Raw genomic sequence first — 15,372 nt, forward strand, 5'->3', positions numbered from 1 at the left:
GTGCGGGGGACAATCGGCGTATGAGCAGCACATCCTCCGGCCGGCCGGCCAGCGCACGGGACCGGGACGGTCAGGGACGGGCACGCAACGCCCGACCGCGCGACGGACTGGGGCGTCCGCTGCCCTACGGCGCGGACGGCGTGCCCCGGCAGCCCGAGGGCGTCGTGCGCACTCCGGCCGAGACCGTCGCCGAGGCGCAGGCACTGCTGGACGCCGGCAAGCCGTTCCACGCGCACGAGGTCTTCGAGGACGCCTGGAAGTCGGGGCCGCGCACGGAACGGGCCCTGTGGCGCGGGCTGGCCCAGCTCGCGGTCGGGCTGACGCACGCGGCCCGGGGCAACGCCACCGGCGGCGCCCGGCTGCTGCGACGCGGGGCGGGCGCGGGGCGGGAGTGGGTGGCGGACACCGGGACGCAGCACCCGCACGGCATGGACCCGGCGGGCCTCGTCACCTGGGCACGGGAACTTGCGGAGCTGGTGGAGCGGCGCGGCGCGGCGCATCCGGTGGACGCGGCGACGCACGCGCCCCGGCTGCGGGGCGGTGCCGGAACGGGGCGGGCCTCCAGGTAGCCGTCGCGCTCGGTGCGGCACCCGTGGACGCGCTGTCAGTGGCGTACGGCAGACTCGGGGCGTGCGAGAGATTCATGTCATCGGTATCGGCGCGGGCGACCCCGACCAGCTCACCCTGCAGGCGGTCAGGGCGCTGCGCGAGACGGACGTGTTCTTCGTCCTGGACAAGGGCGAGGCGAAGGCGGACCTCGTGCGGCTGCGCCGGGACATCCTGCGCACGCACGTGCCGGAGGGCACCTACCGCGTGGTGGAGGCGCGGGACCCGGAGCGGGACCGGTCGGCGGGCGGCGCCGCCTACTCCCCCGCCGTCGGTGACTGGCGCAGCGCCCGCGCCGACATCTACGAGCGGCTCATCGCCGACGAGCTGGGCGCGGACCAGCGCGGCGCGTTCCTGGTCTGGGGCGACCCGGCGCTGTACGACAGCACGCTGGGGATCCTGGAAGAGGTGCGTGCGCGGGGCGCGGTCGAGTTCGCCTATGACGTCATACCGGGCATCAGCAGCGTCTCGGCCCTGGTCGCCCGGCACCGTACGGGACTGAACCGGGTCGCCCGCCCGGTGCAGATCACCACCGGCCGCCGGCTCGCGGAGGGATTCCCGGACGGCGTGGACGACGTGGTGGTGATGCTGGACGCCCACCAGGCCTTCCGGCAGTACGCCGACCAGGACATCGACATCTACTGGGGCGCCTACATCGGCACGCCCGACGAGATCCTCGTCTCCGGCCCCATCGCCGAGGCCGCGCCGCGCATCGAGCGGCTGCGCGCGGAGGCCCGCGAGCGCAAGGGCTGGATCATGGACACGTACCTGCTGCGCCGCAGGCCGAAAAGTCAGGCCTGAACGGGCTCTGCGCGCCCGCCGGCCTCGTCGGTGGGCGCGGTCCTCGATGCCTGTTGTGCGACGGTTGCCCTTCCTGCGCGTGACGCAGACCACACAGAGTGTCGTGCGAGCTACCCGATTTACCACCCTTCATCCAGTGGACAGAGATCAACAGCCCAAGCTTTGATAAAGGCGGCCGCGGGCGAGCCGCACATTCCCTCACGGGATTCTCGCCCGTCGACGACTGATTTTCCGGGGGGCGGTTTTCATGGCCATGCGCATGTCCGAGGGTTCTGCGAGCGCTTGTTCCGCGCCTTTTTCCGTCACCCGAGTCCGTCACACTTCCAGGCCCGTGGTGAACGAGTTCTGAACGTTTCACCGAAACCGACCTGTCCTGTTTCGACCCCGAGGACTTCGATGAAGGCGCTCAGCGCGATATCCGCAACGCCGAAAGGCAAGAGATTCGTCGGCACGCTGCTGGCCGCGGCCACGGCCGGCGCCCTGACCTGGCTCGCCGTCCCGGCCGGCTCCTCCCCCGCCCCGACCACCGACAGCCGGGCGACGGCACCCGTCGCGGGCGAGGCTCCCGGCTACGCCGTGGAGGACTTCGACTACCCGCAGGCCGACAAGATCCTCGCGGAGAAGAACATCGTCCTCAAGCGCGGCGACGGCCACATCACCCTCGCCGACTGCGTCAGCGGCACCGGACAGCTCGAGGTCTGGGCCCGCAGCAAGGACAAGATCTGCTTCCAGGTCACCGGCAACTCCGGCTGGCTGACCCTGGAGATCCCCTCCGTCTACGGCATCAAGGGCAACGACTACGCCACCCAGGTGGACATGACCACCGGCACCGAGGAAAAGTCCTTCGACATCGACAAGAACACCTGGACCGCGGTCGGCGAGAGCGCCGACGAACAGGGCCGCGAATTCATGCTCGTGGAGATCCGAACCACCAAGTAGCCCTGGGCGCGCACGCCCTTCCGCGCCCCTGGGGCCGCCCGGCCCTCCCGCTCGTTCTCTTCCGACTCTTCCGCAGAAGCCGGTCGGAGCCCGGTCGGAGTCCTTGACATGACCGACCCGGGCCGCCGGCACCTGCGCTTCGGCAGCCAAGGACCACTCATGGATCGTTCTCGCACCACCCGTACCCTGCCCGCCCGGGCCGCGGCCGCGGCGCTCCTTCTCGCCGCGCCGCTGCTGATGACCGCCACGCCGGCCGACGCGATCGTCGGCCCCGCCGCGTCCGACGCCGGTTACGCCTTCACCGCCCGCATCGACATCGGCGACCACGTCCGTGCCTGCTCCGGTGCTTTGGTGGACCCGCGCTGGGTCGTCACCGCCGCTTCCTGCTTCGTCGACGACCCGGCCGCCGGCACCACCCCGGCGCCGGGCAAGCCCGCCCAGAAGACGACGGTCACCGTGGGCCGCACCGCTCTGGCCGACACCGGCGGGCTGGTCACCGAGGTCACCGAAGTGGTTCCTTACCAGGGACGCGACCTGGTCATGGCCCGCCTCGCCCAGCCGGCCACGGGGATCGCCACCGTTCCGCTCGCCACCACCGCCCCGGCCGCCGGTGAAACCCTCACCGCCGCCGGCTTCGGCCGTACGGGGAGCGAGTGGTCCCCGCTGGCTCTGCACACCGGCACGTTCAAGGTGGACTCCGCCGAGGACGGGCAGATGGCCGTCACCGGTCAGAACGGGGCGGCGGTGTGCGCGGGTGACGCCGGTGGTCCGCTGGTGCGGGAGAAGGACGGGAAGCTGGAACTCGTCGCCGTCAACAGCCGTTCCTGGCAAGGGGGCTGCTGGGGCACCGACCCGTCCGAGACGCGGACCGGGGCGGTGTCCACCCGAGTCGACGACAGCGCGGCGCAGCAGTGGATGAAGGAGACCCGGGAGCGTCTGCGCCAGGTCGTGCACACGGCGGACGTCAACGGAGACGGCCTGAGTGACCTGGTGATCCAGGGGGTGGACGACGGGAACATCACGGTCCGGACCGCAAAGGCGAAGGTCACCGTGGAGCCCGGCCGGCCCACCTTCCGCTTCAACGACGGAGTCCACTGGAGTGCGGGCTGGTCGAACTTCACCGGTCAGCCCGGCAAGGGCCGGCTGTACTTCGCCGACATCAACGGCGACGGCAAGGCAGACATGATCGTCCACGGCACCGACGGCGACATCTCCGTCCGCCTCAACAAGGGCACCTACTTCGACGGCGGCACCCACTGGAGCGCCGGCTGGGCCAACTTCCTCGGCCAGGAAGGCAAGGGCCGCCTGTACTTCGCCGACATCAACGGCGACGCCAAGGCCGACATGATCGTCCACGGCACCGACGGCGACATCTCCGTCCGCCTCAACAAGGGCACCTACTTCGACGGCGGCACCCACTGGAGCGCCGGCTGGGCCAACTTCCTCGGCCACCCGAAGGGCAGCCTCTACTTCGCGGACGTCACCGGGGACGGGCGCGCCGACCTGTGGGTGCAGAGCACCGACGGTCGTATCGCCACGCGGGAGAACACCGGGACGTACTTCAAGATCGTGGACGGAGACGACTGGATCTGAGCATCCCGGGTCGGAGGGGGCGGCCTCACCGTGCCGGCAGGTCCAGCAGCTCCAGGACCGCCGGCACGTCCGGGACCGCCGGCACGCCGTCCGGCAGCGGTGGCCGCCGGACGACGACGACCGGCAGCCCCAGCTGCCGTGCGGCGGTGAGCTTGGCGGCCGTGGCCGTCCCCCCGCTGTCCTTGGTCACCAACACGTCGATGCGGTGGGCCCGCAGCAGGGCCGTCTCGTCCGGCACGGTGAACGGCCCCCGGGCCAGCACGACCCGCACATCGGGCGGCATCGGCGGCTCGGGCGGCTCCACCGACCGCACGACGAAGTGCAGGTCGCTCAGATGGGCGAACGCGGCCAGCCCCAGCCGCCCTGTGGTGAGGAAGACCCGGCGGCCGAGCCGGGGCAGCAGCTCCGCCGCGGCGGCCTGTGAGGCGACGGAATGCCACCTGTCGTCGGGGCCCGGCCGCCAGCCGGGGCGGCGCAGTACCACCAGGGGCACGCCGGCGGCGGCCGAGGCCGCCGCCGCGTTGCGGGTGATGGCCAGGGCGAAGGGGTGCGTGGCGTCCACGAGGGCGGTCACGCCGTGCTCGCGCAGCCAGGCTGCCAGCCCCTCCGCTCCGCCGAAACCACCGACGCGCACCTGACCCGCCGGCGTGCCCGGCCGCGCCACGCGCCCCGCCAGCGAGCTGGTCACCCGTACGCCGGGGTGCGCCGCGAGCGCCGCGGCCAGTTCGCGGGCCTCGGTCGTACCGCCGAGGATCAGGACGTGCGCAGCCATGACGCCGAGCCTACGGGGCGGGGCCGACCCCGCCGGATGCGGCCTGGCCGGGTGGCGGTCCGGCCGGATGCCGTCCTGCCGCAGCGGCCCGGCGCACCGCTGCGGATTCACCGGGCGGACGCACCGGATGCCGCGAAACTCGCCGTACACAGCGCCTTACGAGGCGCTGCCCACCCACCCGGCACGGCGGGCCCGAGCAGCACAGGCGCCGAGCCCGGTCACATCGGCTCGACGACGTGCCGTTCATGCTGCCACGCGTCCTGCCCGGACCACGGCGCGACCTCCGCGCGCGCGTCCCCGCGCCGGTCCGCGCCGCGGTGGTCCACCGCGTGCTCCGCCAGCGTGCCGACCTCCCATCCCACGTCCCGGCAGCCGACGACCAGGGCGGGCAGGGCGCCCAGCGCGGCGCGCCAGCAGCCGGGGGCGGACGCGCGGTCCGAGTCGTGCAGCAGGATCGTGCCGCCGCCCCTGAGGTCCACGCTGACGGTGGCCCGCACGGTGGCCGGTGTGGCGTCCGCCGTCCAGTCCCGGCCCCAGGCCGTCCACAGCACGGGCCGCAGGCCCAGGCGCCGGCCCGCCGCCCAGCGGCCGCCGGTCAGGATCCCGTAGGGAGGGCGGTACCACAGCGGCTGACGGCCCGTGATGTCCCGTACGACCCGCGCGGCGCGCGCGATCTCCGCCAGGTCGCGGGCGGGGGCCGGGAGCCAGGGGCGGCTGTGGGTCCAGCCGTGCACGGCCAGCTCGTGTCCCCGCCGGGCGATGTCCCGGGTCAGCTCCGGGAACCGGACGGCGCTTGCGCCCAGCACGAAGAACGTGGCGCGTACGCCCAGGCGGTCGAGCGCGTCCAGGAAGTGCGGCGTGGACCGCGGGTCGGGGCCGTCGTCGAAGGTGAGCGCCACATGGTCGGGGCGGCCCAGCCCGGCCAGGCGCGGGAAGCACACCGCGCGCAACCGCGGCAGCCAGGTGGCGGCCGGCACGATGTGCGCCGCCGCGACGGCGGCGACCGGCGCGAGCGCCGCCGCCGCGGGGCGCAGCACGCCCCTGCCCTGTTCTCCCACTGGGTCTCTCCTCCTCGACTCACGACCGATCCGTCAGCGCCTGCGCGCGCCGTCCGCCGTCGTCCGTCCGGATCCGCGCGCCGGGTGGGCGGCGTTCCCGCCGTCCGGCCGTCCGCCGTCCGGGGGACGGCACCGTCCGCCGCACAGCCGTGCACGCGGACCGTGCAGGACCGGGGTCGCCGATGTGACGGTGGACCTGGCGGGCGTCGGCGGTCGGGGTGCCCCTCGCGGGCTCACGCCCGGCCTTCCCGGCCCAGACACCGCCGGGCGGCGCGGCGCGCGCTGTCACCCGAAGCGTGCGGCCAGGCGCCGGTACAGCGCGGGAGCGACGCCCCGGACCCGCCCGGGCACCCGGGTCCAGCCGGGGACGTACACCTCGTCGCGGCCGCGTGCGACGGCCTCCCACACGGCGTCCGCGACCCGGCTCGCCGGCACGGGCTTCGGCCGCGAGCGCCGGTAGGGCACGCCGCGGCGGTCGAAGAACGGCGTGTCCACCACGCCCGGCACCACGTGGCTGATGCCGACGCCGGTGCCGCGCAGCTCGTAGCGCACGGCGTCGGCGAAGGTGGCCAGGGCGGCCTTGGCGGCGGAATAGACCGCCTCGTCCCGCACGCCGACCGTGCCGGCCAGCGAGCCGATGATGACGATGCGGCCCGAGCCCTGCCGGACCATGTGGGGCAGCAGCAGCCGGACCAGGTGGACGGTGGCGAGCACGTTGACGTCGAACACCTCGTCGATCGCGGGCTGCGGCATCGTGCTGAACGGCCCGGCCCAGCCGATGCCCGCGCCGGCCACCAGCAGGTCCACGCGTCCGACGCTGTCCAGGGCGAACTCGGCCAGGCGCCGCTCGGCGCCCGGCCCGGACAGATCCGCCGGGTAGACGACGGCCGAGGTGCCGTGCGCGACCTCCTCCCGCCGGGCGCGGTCGCGCCCGTTGAGGACGAGCCGCCAGCCGCCCTGGGCGGCGAGCCGCCGGGCCACGGCGGCGCCGATCCCGGAGGAGGCGCCGGTCACCAGCGCGCACCCGCCCGTCACCGCGCCGTCGGCCGCGCGGTGGCGCACCGCGCTCAGCGTCGCGGGTGCCTCGGGCGGCATCCCGGGGCGGGACCGGACGCTGGAGGGGGCTTGGGTCATCGGGACGCACCTCTGGGTCGACGGGTACGGGGGGCCGCCGCTGCGGCCCCGGCGGTCCGGAAAGGCCGTGCCGGGAGGTGAAGTATCCCGGGGGCCCGGCCCGAAACGTGGGAGGGACCGGGGCGTGCCCTTCCGTTTGACTGCGGTGGGTGAGGGTTACTCACTTCCAGTGTCGTCCGAATCGCCTTCGCCGCCACCCCTGCCCGCCGCCCGTGACGGCGTGAACCCTCCTGTGCCCGATCCGTCCCCGCGGGCGCACGCCCCCGCCTCCGAGACACGCGGTGACGCGCCCGAGACCGGGGCTCGCCCTCCCGGGGCCGTACGTCGTGCTCCCGAGGCCGAGCGGCTCCTCGTCCTCAGCGCGAGCATGGGCGCGGGTCACGACACCGTGGCGGCCGAGCTGGCGCGCCGGGCGCGCGCCGCCGGGAAGGAGGCGCACGTCGTCGATGTGCTGGCGCTGCTGCCGTACGGCCTGGGCAGCGGGCTGCGTGGCTTCTACCAGGGCACCGTCCGCCACGCCCCCTGGGTCTACGCCGGAATCTACGACTTCTTCCTCCGGCCCGGTCCGTCGCCCCGCCCGAGCGGCACCCCGCTGGCGCGGCTGGCCGCCGGGCCCCTGATGGAGCTGGTGCGCCGGACCGCGGCCGATGTGGTGGTGCCGGTCTTCCACCTGGCCGCCCAGCTCACCGGGCATCTGCGCTCGCGCGGGGTGCTTCAGGTGCCCAGCGCCGTGGTGGTCGTGGACTTCGCCGTCCACCGCCAGTGGCTGCATCCGGGCAACGACCTGCACCTGTGTCTCACGCAGGAGTCGGCCCGTCAGGTCAGGGAGGGCCTGGGTCGGCCGGCAAAGACTACCGGCCCGGTGGTCGCCCCGCAGTTCTTCACCGAGGGGCCGGGCACGGCCGACTGGCGGCGCAGGTTCGAGCGGTTCGCGCCGGGGCGGCCGGCGGTACTGGTCTCGGCGGGCGCCTGGGGCGCCGGGGACCGGCTGCCGGGCACCGCGCGGCTGCTGGCCGCGCACGGCTTCCTGCCGGTGGTGCTGTGCGGGCGCAACGAGCGGCTGCGGCGGGCGCTGTCCGACGTGCCGGGCGTCCTGACCCCCGGCTGGGTGACGGACATGCCCGGCCTGCTGCACGCGTGCGCCGCGCTGGTGGACAACGCGGCCGGCCAGACCGCCGTTCAGGCCCTGGCCGCCGGGCTGCCGGTCGTCGGCCACCGGCCGCTGCCCGGGCACGGCGCGGAGGGCGTCCGCCGTATGGCGGCCCTAGGGGTGTCCGAGCGGGCGGCGGACGAGTCCGCGCTCGTGCCAGCGCTGGAGCGGGTGACGCGGCCGGGCCCGGAGCGGGAGCGCCGGATCGCGGCGGGGCGCGCGCTGTTCCGGGGGGACGCGCTGGCAGCGGCCGTACGGGCCCGGGCGGTCCCGCGGTCCTGAGCCGGCGCCGGCGGTTCAGGCCGGCAGCCGGTGGCCGGGGACTGTGCGGCTCGGACTACGCCGTCGGCCGGGCGGAGTCGAGCCGTCCGACGCGGGCGACGTTCCGCCGGTCCTCGGCGTCCTCGCTGGGGCTCGCCGCGAACCAGGCGTCGAGGATCTCGCCGAGCAGCGGCTCGGAGGTCAGGCGCAGGCCGAGGGCGAGGGCGTTGGCGTCGTTCCAGCGGCGCGCGCCGTCCGCGGTGTAGGCGTCGGTGCACAGGGCCGCCCGCACCCCGGGCACCTTGTTCGCGGCGATGGAGGCGCCCGTACCGGTCCAGCAGCACACCACCGCCTGGTCGGACCGGCCCTCGGCGACGTCGCGGGCCGCGGCCTCGGAGCACGCCGCCCACTGCGGGTCGTCCCCGGGGCGCAGCGCGCCGTGGGTGATCACCTCGTGCCCGCGTTCGCGCAGCCGGTCGACCAGGGCGCGCGCCACGGGTTCGTCCATGTCGGAGGAGACGGAGATCCGCATGCCCGCAGCGTACGACAGCGGGCCCGGCCTCCCGGAGCCCGGCCGGAAACAGACCCTGGAACAGACCGGAGCGCGCCGTGGCAAGTCCTGGAACGGACCCGAGAACAGGTCTCAGAACAGGCTCATCCCGAGCAGCAGCGCGCAGACGAACAGCAGTGCGCCGCCCACGACGGCGGCGGCGCGGCGGTGGCGGCGCAGCGGGCCGGCCAGGGCGGGGCGGCGCGCCGGTACGCGGTGCACGGTGGTGTTCCAGCCGGTGTCCAGGACGGCCTGGACCGGTGGGAGAGGCGGGTCCACCACCCCGGCGGGGGCGGGAGCGATCAGCGCGGCCCCGGCGGTCGGCTGGAGCGCGGGACGGGGGGCCGCGTGGGGCCCGGGGACGTGGCCCGGCTGCTCCGGGGGCAGAGGTTCCGGGGCGCCGCGCCAGGCGCCGCCGCGGAACCAGTCGGCGACCTCACGGGCCGTGGGCCGCTCCTCGGGCCGCTTGGCGAGCATGCTCAGCAGGTACGCCTCGAAGGCCGGCGGCAGCGCGGCGCCGCGCTGGCGCGGCGGCACGGGCGGGGCGTCGACGTGCTGGTACAGCAGGGCCGTGGCCGTCTCCGACTCGAACGGCGGCCGGCCGACGGCCAGTTGGTAGAGCACGCAGCCCAGCGAGTAGATGTCGGAGGCGGGACTCGCGGGCGTGCCGATGGCGCGTTCGGGCGCGAGGTACAGGCCGGTGCCGACGATCTGCCCGGTGGTGGTGAGCCCGGCGGAGGGGTCGTCGACGAAGCGCGCGATGCCGAAGTCGCCGATGCGCACGGTGCCGTCGTGGTCGCTGAGCAGGTTCCCGGGCTTGATGTCCCGGTGCACGATGCCCTGCGCGTGCGCCGCGGCCAGGCCCTCGGCGGCCTGCTGGGCGACCTGGGCCAGCCGCGGCGGTGCGAGCGGTCCGCCGGTGGCCAGTTCACCGGCGAGGCTGTCGCCGTCGACCAGTTCCATGACGAGGAAGCAGCGGCCCTGCCAGGTGCCGAAGTCCAGCGTGCCCACCACGTGCGGGTGGTTCAGGCGTGCGGAGGTCTGCGCCTCCAGCCGGAACCGCGCCTCGGCCGAGGCGTCGGCCACGTCGCTCAACAACAGCTTGACCGCGACCGGCCGGCCGAGGACCTCGTCCTGGGCCCGCCAGACCTCGCCCATCCCGCCCCGCCCGATGACCGTGTGCAGCCGGTACCGATCCGCCACCAGCACCCGTAGACCGCCCTCAATCCCCGAAGAGTCCCACCCTCACAGCGCGCCCATCTTAACGATCACTTGGCGTGTCACTGACCAACGTCGTGCGCTTCAGGCCGTCCCGACGGCGCGGCACGCGGACCGCGCCCGGCGGCCCCATGGAATCCTTACGAGTGAAAAGCAGAAGGTCGCTCTTCGTACCAATATGTAGAACTGATCATGTATGCCATGGTCGCCCTACCCACTGATCCACGCGGGAGAGGGAGGACGATCTTGGACCCACTGAGCTGGCTGTTCATCCCGTTGCTGACCGGACTCATGGCGAGCCTGTGGAACTGCTGTTCCGGGCGGACGCGGCGCGCCGACGTCTGGTCGGACGTGCAGCGCTACGACCGCGTCCGCGAGGCCCTGGGCCGCGCGGTCTCCTCGGTCACGGCGCCGTCGGCGTAGACAGCCCCTAGGCCAGCAGCAGCTGCAGGCCGCCCACGACCGTCGCCGCGATCACCAGCCGCTCGAACAGCCGCTGGTCGATGTGGTGCACGGCCCACTTGCCGAGCAGCGCGCCGGGCACGACGAACACCGCCAGCACCGCGTCCAGGACGAGCGAGCGGCCGTCGATCAAGCCCAGTCCCGCGCTGAACGGCACCTTGGAGACGTTGACCACGAGGAAGAAGAAGGCCGATGTGCCGAGGAAGCCGAGCTTGCGGAAGCCGGCCGACAGCAGGTACATCGACATCACCGGGCCGCCCGCGTTGGCGACCATGGTGGTGAAGCCGCCGAGGACGCCGTAGGAGCGGGCCTTGAGGCGGCCGGAGCGGGTGGTGACCGTGTCCGGTTCATCCTCCCGTCCGGCCGCCCGCCGCCGCCACACCGTGACGGCCGCCATCACCAGCAGGATCACGCCGATGGAGGTCCGCATCACGGCGTCGTCGGCCCACAGCAGGAACAGCGTGCCGGCCACCACGCCGGCCGCGACGGCCGGGAACAGCCGCCACAGCGTGGGCCAGTGGGCGTGCCGCCGGTAGGTGAGGACGGCCAGGACGTCGCCCGCGATCAGCACCGGCAGCAGGACGCCGGTGGAGGCCCGGGCGGGCAGGACGGCCGCGAAGATCGCGAGGCTGACCGTGTTGGCCCCGCTGACGGCGGTCTTGGAGAAGCCTACGAGCAGGGCCGCGCAGGCGAGCGCCGCGAAACCCGCTGCCGACAGGTGCCACTCATTGATGATCGTGTCCATGCGGACACTGATGCTATGTCCGGACAAGACAAGGAGTCAGGGCCGTCTCACCAGGTGGCCGGCCGCGGGACCGGGCGGTCGGCGCGACGGACGGCCGCCGCCCCGCCGGGCGCTATCGGTCGACGCGTCAGCCCCGCCCGTACCGCGCCCGCAGCTCCCGCTTGAGGACCTTCATGCTCGGCCCGAGCGGCAGCGCGTCGGTGAACTCCACGCGCCGCGGGTACTTGTGCCGGCCCAGCCGCTCCTTGGCCCAGGCGACGACCTCGGCCGCGTCCGGCTGGGTGCCGGGCGCGGGGACGACCACCGCGCACACCTCCTCGCCGTGCAGCTCGTCGGGCAGGCCGATGACGGCGACCTGGGCGATGCCGGGGTGGCGCAGCAGCACCTCCTCGACCTCGCGGGGGTAGACGTTGTAGCCGCCGCGGATGACGACGTCCTTCTTGCGGTCGACGATCCTGAGGAAGCCCTCGTCGTCCTTGGTGCCCAGGTCGCCGGTGCGGAACCAGCCGTCGACCAGTGCCTCGGCGGTGGCCTCGGGGCGGCCGAGGTAGCCGGAGAAGACGTTGTGGCCGCGCACCACGACCTCGCCGAGTTCGCCCGGCGGCAGCAGTTCGACGCGGTCCTCCACCTCGGCGCGGGCGATCTCCACGTCCACGCCCCACAGCGGGTGGCCGATGGTGCCGGGCTTCGCGCCGAAGACGGGCTGGTTGACGGCCGCCGCAGGCGAGGTCTCCGACAGCCCGTAGCCCTCGTAGATCTTCGCGCCGAACGCCGCCTCGAACCGCTCCAGCACCGCGACCGGCAGCGAGGCGCCGCCGGAGATGCACACGCGCAGGTCGGGCAGCACGTCGGCGTCGGCCGCCGCGGCGGCCAGCGAGACGAACATCGTCGGCACGCCGTGGAAGGTGTTCACGCCCTCCTTCACCATCAGCTCGATCGCGCGGGCCGCGTCGAAGCGCGGCAGCAGCACGAGCGTCGCCCCCGCCCGCCAGGTGGAGTTCAGCGACACCGTCTGCCCGAAGGCGTGGAACAGCGGCAGCGCGCCGAGCGCGATGTCGTCGGGGCGGATGTCGTTGGCGTCGAAGGCGTTGACGGTCGCGTTCATCACCAGGTTGAAGTGGCTGAGCACGGCCCCCTTGGGGACGCCGGTGGTGCCGCTGGTGTAGAAGACGACGGCCGGGTCGTCGGCGTCACGGGTGACGTAGGACGGCAGCGGGCCGGCCTCGGCGGCGAGTTTCTCGAAGTGCGCGCCCAAGGTGACGACGTCGACGCCCGCCGCCCGGGCCGCGGCCGTGCCCGTCTCGGCCTGCGCCGGGTGGCACAGCAGCAGACCGGCGCCGCTGTCCCTCAGGACGTGCTCCGCCTCCGCCGCCGACAGCAGCAGGTGGACCGGGACGACGACCGCGCCGGCGGCGGCGATGGCGTAGTAGGCCACCGGGAACTCCGCGGTGTTCGGCGCCATCAGCGCGACCCGGTCCCCCGGCCGCACGCCGAGCCCGACGAGCGCGGCGGCCTGGGCGCGGGCCCGCTGCCAGACCTCGGCGAAGCCGAGCCGCAGGTCGCCCTCCACGAGGGCGGTCTTGTCCGGGCGGCGCCGGGCGTTCTCGGCGAGGATCGCGGCGACGGAGAGGGTTGCCATGGAGGGGTACTTCCTTCGGGTGCGGCTTCGTTGCTGCTGTGGCGGTGGATGTCCTTGGGGGACGGCCCCGTTCGGCGTGTTCGGCGTGCGCCGGGGTCGTTCAGGTCGGTTCGGCGTGTGCCGGGGCGTTCGGGTCCGCTCGGCGTGCGCCGGGGCCGTTCGGGCCCGCTCGGCGTGCGCCGTTCACTCAGGCCCGCTCGACCAGGACGGCGCTGCCCTGTCCGACGCCCACGCACATCGTGGCCAGGCCGCGGACCGCGCCGGTGCGGCGCATGCGGTGCAGCAGCGTGGTCAGGATGCGGGCGCCGGAGCAGCCGAGCGGATGGCCGAGGGCGATGGCGCCGCCGGTGGGGTTGACCAGGTCCTCGTCGATGCCCAGCTGGTCGACGCAGGCCAGCGCCTGGGCGGCGAACGCCTCGTTGAACTCGGCCTCCTCGATGTCGCCGATGCTCCAGCCGGCGCGGGTGAGGGCCTTGCGGGTGGCGGGGACCGGTCCGATGCCCATCACATCGGGGTGGACGCCCGCGGAGGCGCCGGCGACGTAGCGGCCCAGGGACCGAAGGCCCAGCTCGTGCAGGGCGTCCTCGCTGACCAGCAGGAGGCCGGCGGCGCCGTCGTTCATCGGGGAGGCGTTGCCCGCGGTGACCGTGCCGCCGGTTCGGAAGACGGGCTTCAGGCGGGCGAGCTTGTCGTGGGAGGTGTCCTCGCGGATGCTCTCGTCGCGGTCGACGACGACGCCGTCGGGGCGCTCGACGGGCAGGAGTTCGGCGTCGAAGAGGCCGTCCTTGCGGGCCTGGGCGGCCAGGCGGTGGCTGCGCAGCGCGAACGCGTCCTGGCGTTCGCGCGTGATGCCGTACCGGGCGGCGACCTCCTCGGCGGTCTCGCCCATGGACAGCAGGCCGTGCAGCTCCTTCATGGCCGGGTTGACCAGGCGCCAGCCGAGCCGGGTGTCGTACATCTCGATGCGGTGCGGCAGGGCCTCGTCGGGCCGGGGCAGCACGAACGGGGCGCGGCTCATCGACTCCGAACCGCCCGCGAGCACGATGTCGGCCTCACCGGCGGCGACGGTGCGGGCGGCGGTGGTGACCGCCTCCAGGCCGGAGGCGCACAGCCGGTTCACCGTGGCGCCGGGCACGGTCTCGGGCAGGCCCGCGAGCAGCGCGGCCATCCGGGCGACGTTGCGGTTGTCCTCACCGGCCTGGTTGGCGGCGCCCCAGTAGACGTCGTCGATGCGCGCGGGGTCGAGCGCGGGCACGTCGGCGACGAGGGCGCGGATCACGGCGGCGGCCAGGTCGTCGGGGCGCACGGTGGACAGGGCTCCGCGCAGCTTGCCGATCGGGGTGCGGCGGGCGGCCGCGAAGTGGACGGGGCGCACGACAGGACTCCTCACAGGCCCGCGCGGGCCTGGCACGGACCGGGAATCAGCCACGGATCATTAATTAGCACTGCTAGTTTTGGACTATAGACCTCGGACCGGTCCCCTGGGAAGATCCCTCCGCGAAGCACCCCCAGATGCCGGAGGAGAGATGGCCGACACCCGCGAACACACCCTGCCCGGCACCAAGGGCGCCCTCCTCGTCCACGAGTGGCCGCACACCCGGCCCCGGTACCTCGCCCTGCTGGTGCACGGCTACGGGGAGCACGCCGGGCGGTACCAGGAGGTCGCCGGCGTGCTCGGGGCGCACGGCGCGGCCGTGTACGCGCCCGACCACGTCGGCCACGGCGGGTCGGCGGGCGAGCGCGTGGTCGTCGAGGACTTCGAGGACGTGGTGAGCGACGTGCACGCGGTCGCGGACCTCGCCCGCGCCGCGCACCCCGGGCTGCCGCTGGTGCTGGTCGGGCACTCCATGGGCGGGCTGATCTCCGCCCGCTACGCCCAGCGCCACGGCGCCGAGCTGACCGCACTGGTGCTGTCCGGCCCGGTCATCGGCGCCTGGGAGCTGCCCGGCCGGCTGCTCGCCCTGGAGGAGATCCCCGACACGCCGATCAGCCCGGCGGCGCTGTCCCGTGACCCGGCGGTCGGCGCGGCGTACGCGGCGGACCCGCTGGTGTGGCACGGGCCGATGAAGCGGCCGACGCTGGAGGCGTTCGCACGGACCCTGCGGACCGTCGCCGAGGGCGGGGACGTGGGAGGGCTGCCGGTGCTGTGGCTGCACGGCGACGACGACCGGCTGGTGCCGCTGCCCGGCAGCCGGGTCGGCGTCGAACGCCTCACCGGCGGTGCCGGCGGCGACCTGACCGAGCGGATCTACCCGGGTGCCCGGCACGAGGTGTTCCTGGAGACCAACCGCGCCCCGGTGTTCGCTGACGTGACGGCGGTCCTGGACCGGGTCCTGCCGCGCTGAGGCGCCGCCCGGGCGGGGTGCACGGCTCCTCTCCGGCCGCCCGCCCGCTTCCTCTCCGTCTGTCCGCATTCGCCCGCCGGTTCGTCTGCGACCGCCCGC

At 74.4% G+C, this 15,372-nt stretch carries 15 protein-coding genes; 7 read left to right on the forward strand and 8 right to left on the reverse strand.

The features are described 5' to 3' along the window. Positions 1-20 precede the first annotated feature (20 nt). The 4 genes from GV126_RS00690 (at position 21) to GV126_RS00705 (ending at position 3,939) form a co-directional block, all read left to right on the forward strand. Complete coding sequence (locus GV126_RS00690; RefSeq protein WP_159661951.1) at positions 21-569, forward strand: DUF309 domain-containing protein; 549 nt, start codon at positions 21-23, stop codon at positions 567-569. A 61-nt stretch (positions 570-630) separates the two neighbouring features. Further along, on the forward strand, positions 631-1,407 hold the full coding sequence (gene cobF / locus GV126_RS00695; RefSeq protein ID WP_159661952.1) for a precorrin-6A synthase (deacetylating): 777 nt from the start codon (positions 631-633) through the stop codon (positions 1,405-1,407). Between the two features lie 396 nt (positions 1,408-1,803). Then, positions 1,804-2,346, forward strand: coding sequence for a hypothetical protein (locus GV126_RS00700; RefSeq protein WP_202035472.1), 543 nt, complete (start codon positions 1,804-1,806; stop codon positions 2,344-2,346). A gap of 159 nt (positions 2,347-2,505) precedes the next feature. Next, complete coding sequence (locus GV126_RS00705) at positions 2,506-3,939, forward strand: trypsin-like serine protease (RefSeq protein ID WP_159661953.1); 1,434 nt, start codon at positions 2,506-2,508, stop codon at positions 3,937-3,939. Between the two features lie 25 nt (positions 3,940-3,964). Here the strand turns inward: GV126_RS00705 and GV126_RS00710 are convergent, their stop codons facing one another. From GV126_RS00710 to GV126_RS00720, 3 genes are all read right to left on the reverse strand, one after another. Next, a complete protein-coding gene (locus GV126_RS00710) occupies positions 3,965-4,711 on the reverse strand; it encodes a cobalt-precorrin-6A reductase (RefSeq protein WP_159661954.1) in 747 nt (248 codons plus the stop codon). A gap of 218 nt (positions 4,712-4,929) precedes the next feature. After that, entirely contained in the window at positions 4,930-5,769 is an 840-nt protein-coding gene (locus GV126_RS00715; RefSeq protein WP_236569817.1) for a polysaccharide deacetylase family protein, read from the reverse strand. 285 nt (positions 5,770-6,054) lie between these two features. Next, on the reverse strand, positions 6,055-6,903 hold the full coding sequence (locus GV126_RS00720; protein ID WP_159661955.1) for an SDR family NAD(P)-dependent oxidoreductase: 849 nt from the start codon (positions 6,901-6,903) through the stop codon (positions 6,055-6,057). 367 nt (positions 6,904-7,270) lie between these two features. On the opposite strand from GV126_RS00720, the gene GV126_RS00725 reads away from it, so the two are divergent. Next, the gene (locus GV126_RS00725; protein WP_159661956.1) at positions 7,271-8,335 is read left to right on the forward strand and encodes an MGDG synthase family glycosyltransferase; all 1,065 of its coding nucleotides are present in this window, start codon (positions 7,271-7,273) and stop codon (positions 8,333-8,335) included. A 55-nt stretch (positions 8,336-8,390) separates the two neighbouring features. Here GV126_RS00725 and GV126_RS00730 read toward each other — a convergent pair whose 3' ends face one another. Together GV126_RS00730 and GV126_RS00735 are read right to left on the reverse strand one after the other, a co-directional pair. Then, positions 8,391-8,846 carry an RpiB/LacA/LacB family sugar-phosphate isomerase gene (locus GV126_RS00730; protein ID WP_159661957.1) on the reverse strand — a complete coding sequence of 152 codons (456 nt, stop codon included), beginning with the start codon at positions 8,844-8,846 and terminating at the stop codon, positions 8,391-8,393. A 111-nt stretch (positions 8,847-8,957) separates the two neighbouring features. Beyond that, positions 8,958-10,073: a serine/threonine-protein kinase gene (locus GV126_RS00735; protein WP_159661958.1), complete on the reverse strand. Its 1,116-nt coding sequence runs from the start codon at positions 10,071-10,073 to the stop codon at positions 8,958-8,960. 255 nt (positions 10,074-10,328) lie between these two features. Between GV126_RS00735 and GV126_RS00740 the strand changes: the two genes are divergently transcribed. Beyond that, entirely contained in the window at positions 10,329-10,505 is a 177-nt protein-coding gene (locus tag GV126_RS00740; RefSeq protein ID WP_236569818.1) for a hypothetical protein, read from the forward strand. 7 nt (positions 10,506-10,512) lie between these two features. On the opposite strand, the gene GV126_RS00745 is transcribed toward GV126_RS00740, so the two are convergent. From GV126_RS00745 to GV126_RS00755, 3 genes are all read right to left on the reverse strand, one after another. Further along, the gene (locus tag GV126_RS00745; protein WP_159661960.1) at positions 10,513-11,289 is read right to left on the reverse strand and encodes a sulfite exporter TauE/SafE family protein; all 777 of its coding nucleotides are present in this window, start codon (positions 11,287-11,289) and stop codon (positions 10,513-10,515) included. Between the two features lie 127 nt (positions 11,290-11,416). Further along, the gene (locus tag GV126_RS00750) at positions 11,417-12,928 is read right to left on the reverse strand and encodes a long-chain-fatty-acid--CoA ligase (RefSeq protein WP_159661961.1); all 1,512 of its coding nucleotides are present in this window, start codon (positions 12,926-12,928) and stop codon (positions 11,417-11,419) included. Between the two features lie 187 nt (positions 12,929-13,115). Beyond that, positions 13,116-14,303 carry a thiolase family protein gene (locus tag GV126_RS00755; protein ID WP_159661962.1) on the reverse strand — a complete coding sequence of 396 codons (1,188 nt, stop codon included), beginning with the start codon at positions 14,301-14,303 and terminating at the stop codon, positions 13,116-13,118. Positions 14,304-14,454: 151 nt separating this feature from the next. Between GV126_RS00755 and GV126_RS00760 the strand changes: the two genes are divergently transcribed. After that, complete coding sequence (locus GV126_RS00760; protein ID WP_159661963.1) at positions 14,455-15,273, forward strand: alpha/beta hydrolase; 819 nt, start codon at positions 14,455-14,457, stop codon at positions 15,271-15,273. The last annotated feature ends 99 nt before the right edge of the window (positions 15,274-15,372 follow it).

The sequence above is a fragment of the Streptomyces mexicanus genome, assembly GCF_902506575.1.
In the GTDB taxonomy this organism is placed as follows: domain Bacteria; phylum Actinomycetota; class Actinomycetes; order Streptomycetales; family Streptomycetaceae; genus Streptomyces; species Streptomyces mexicanus.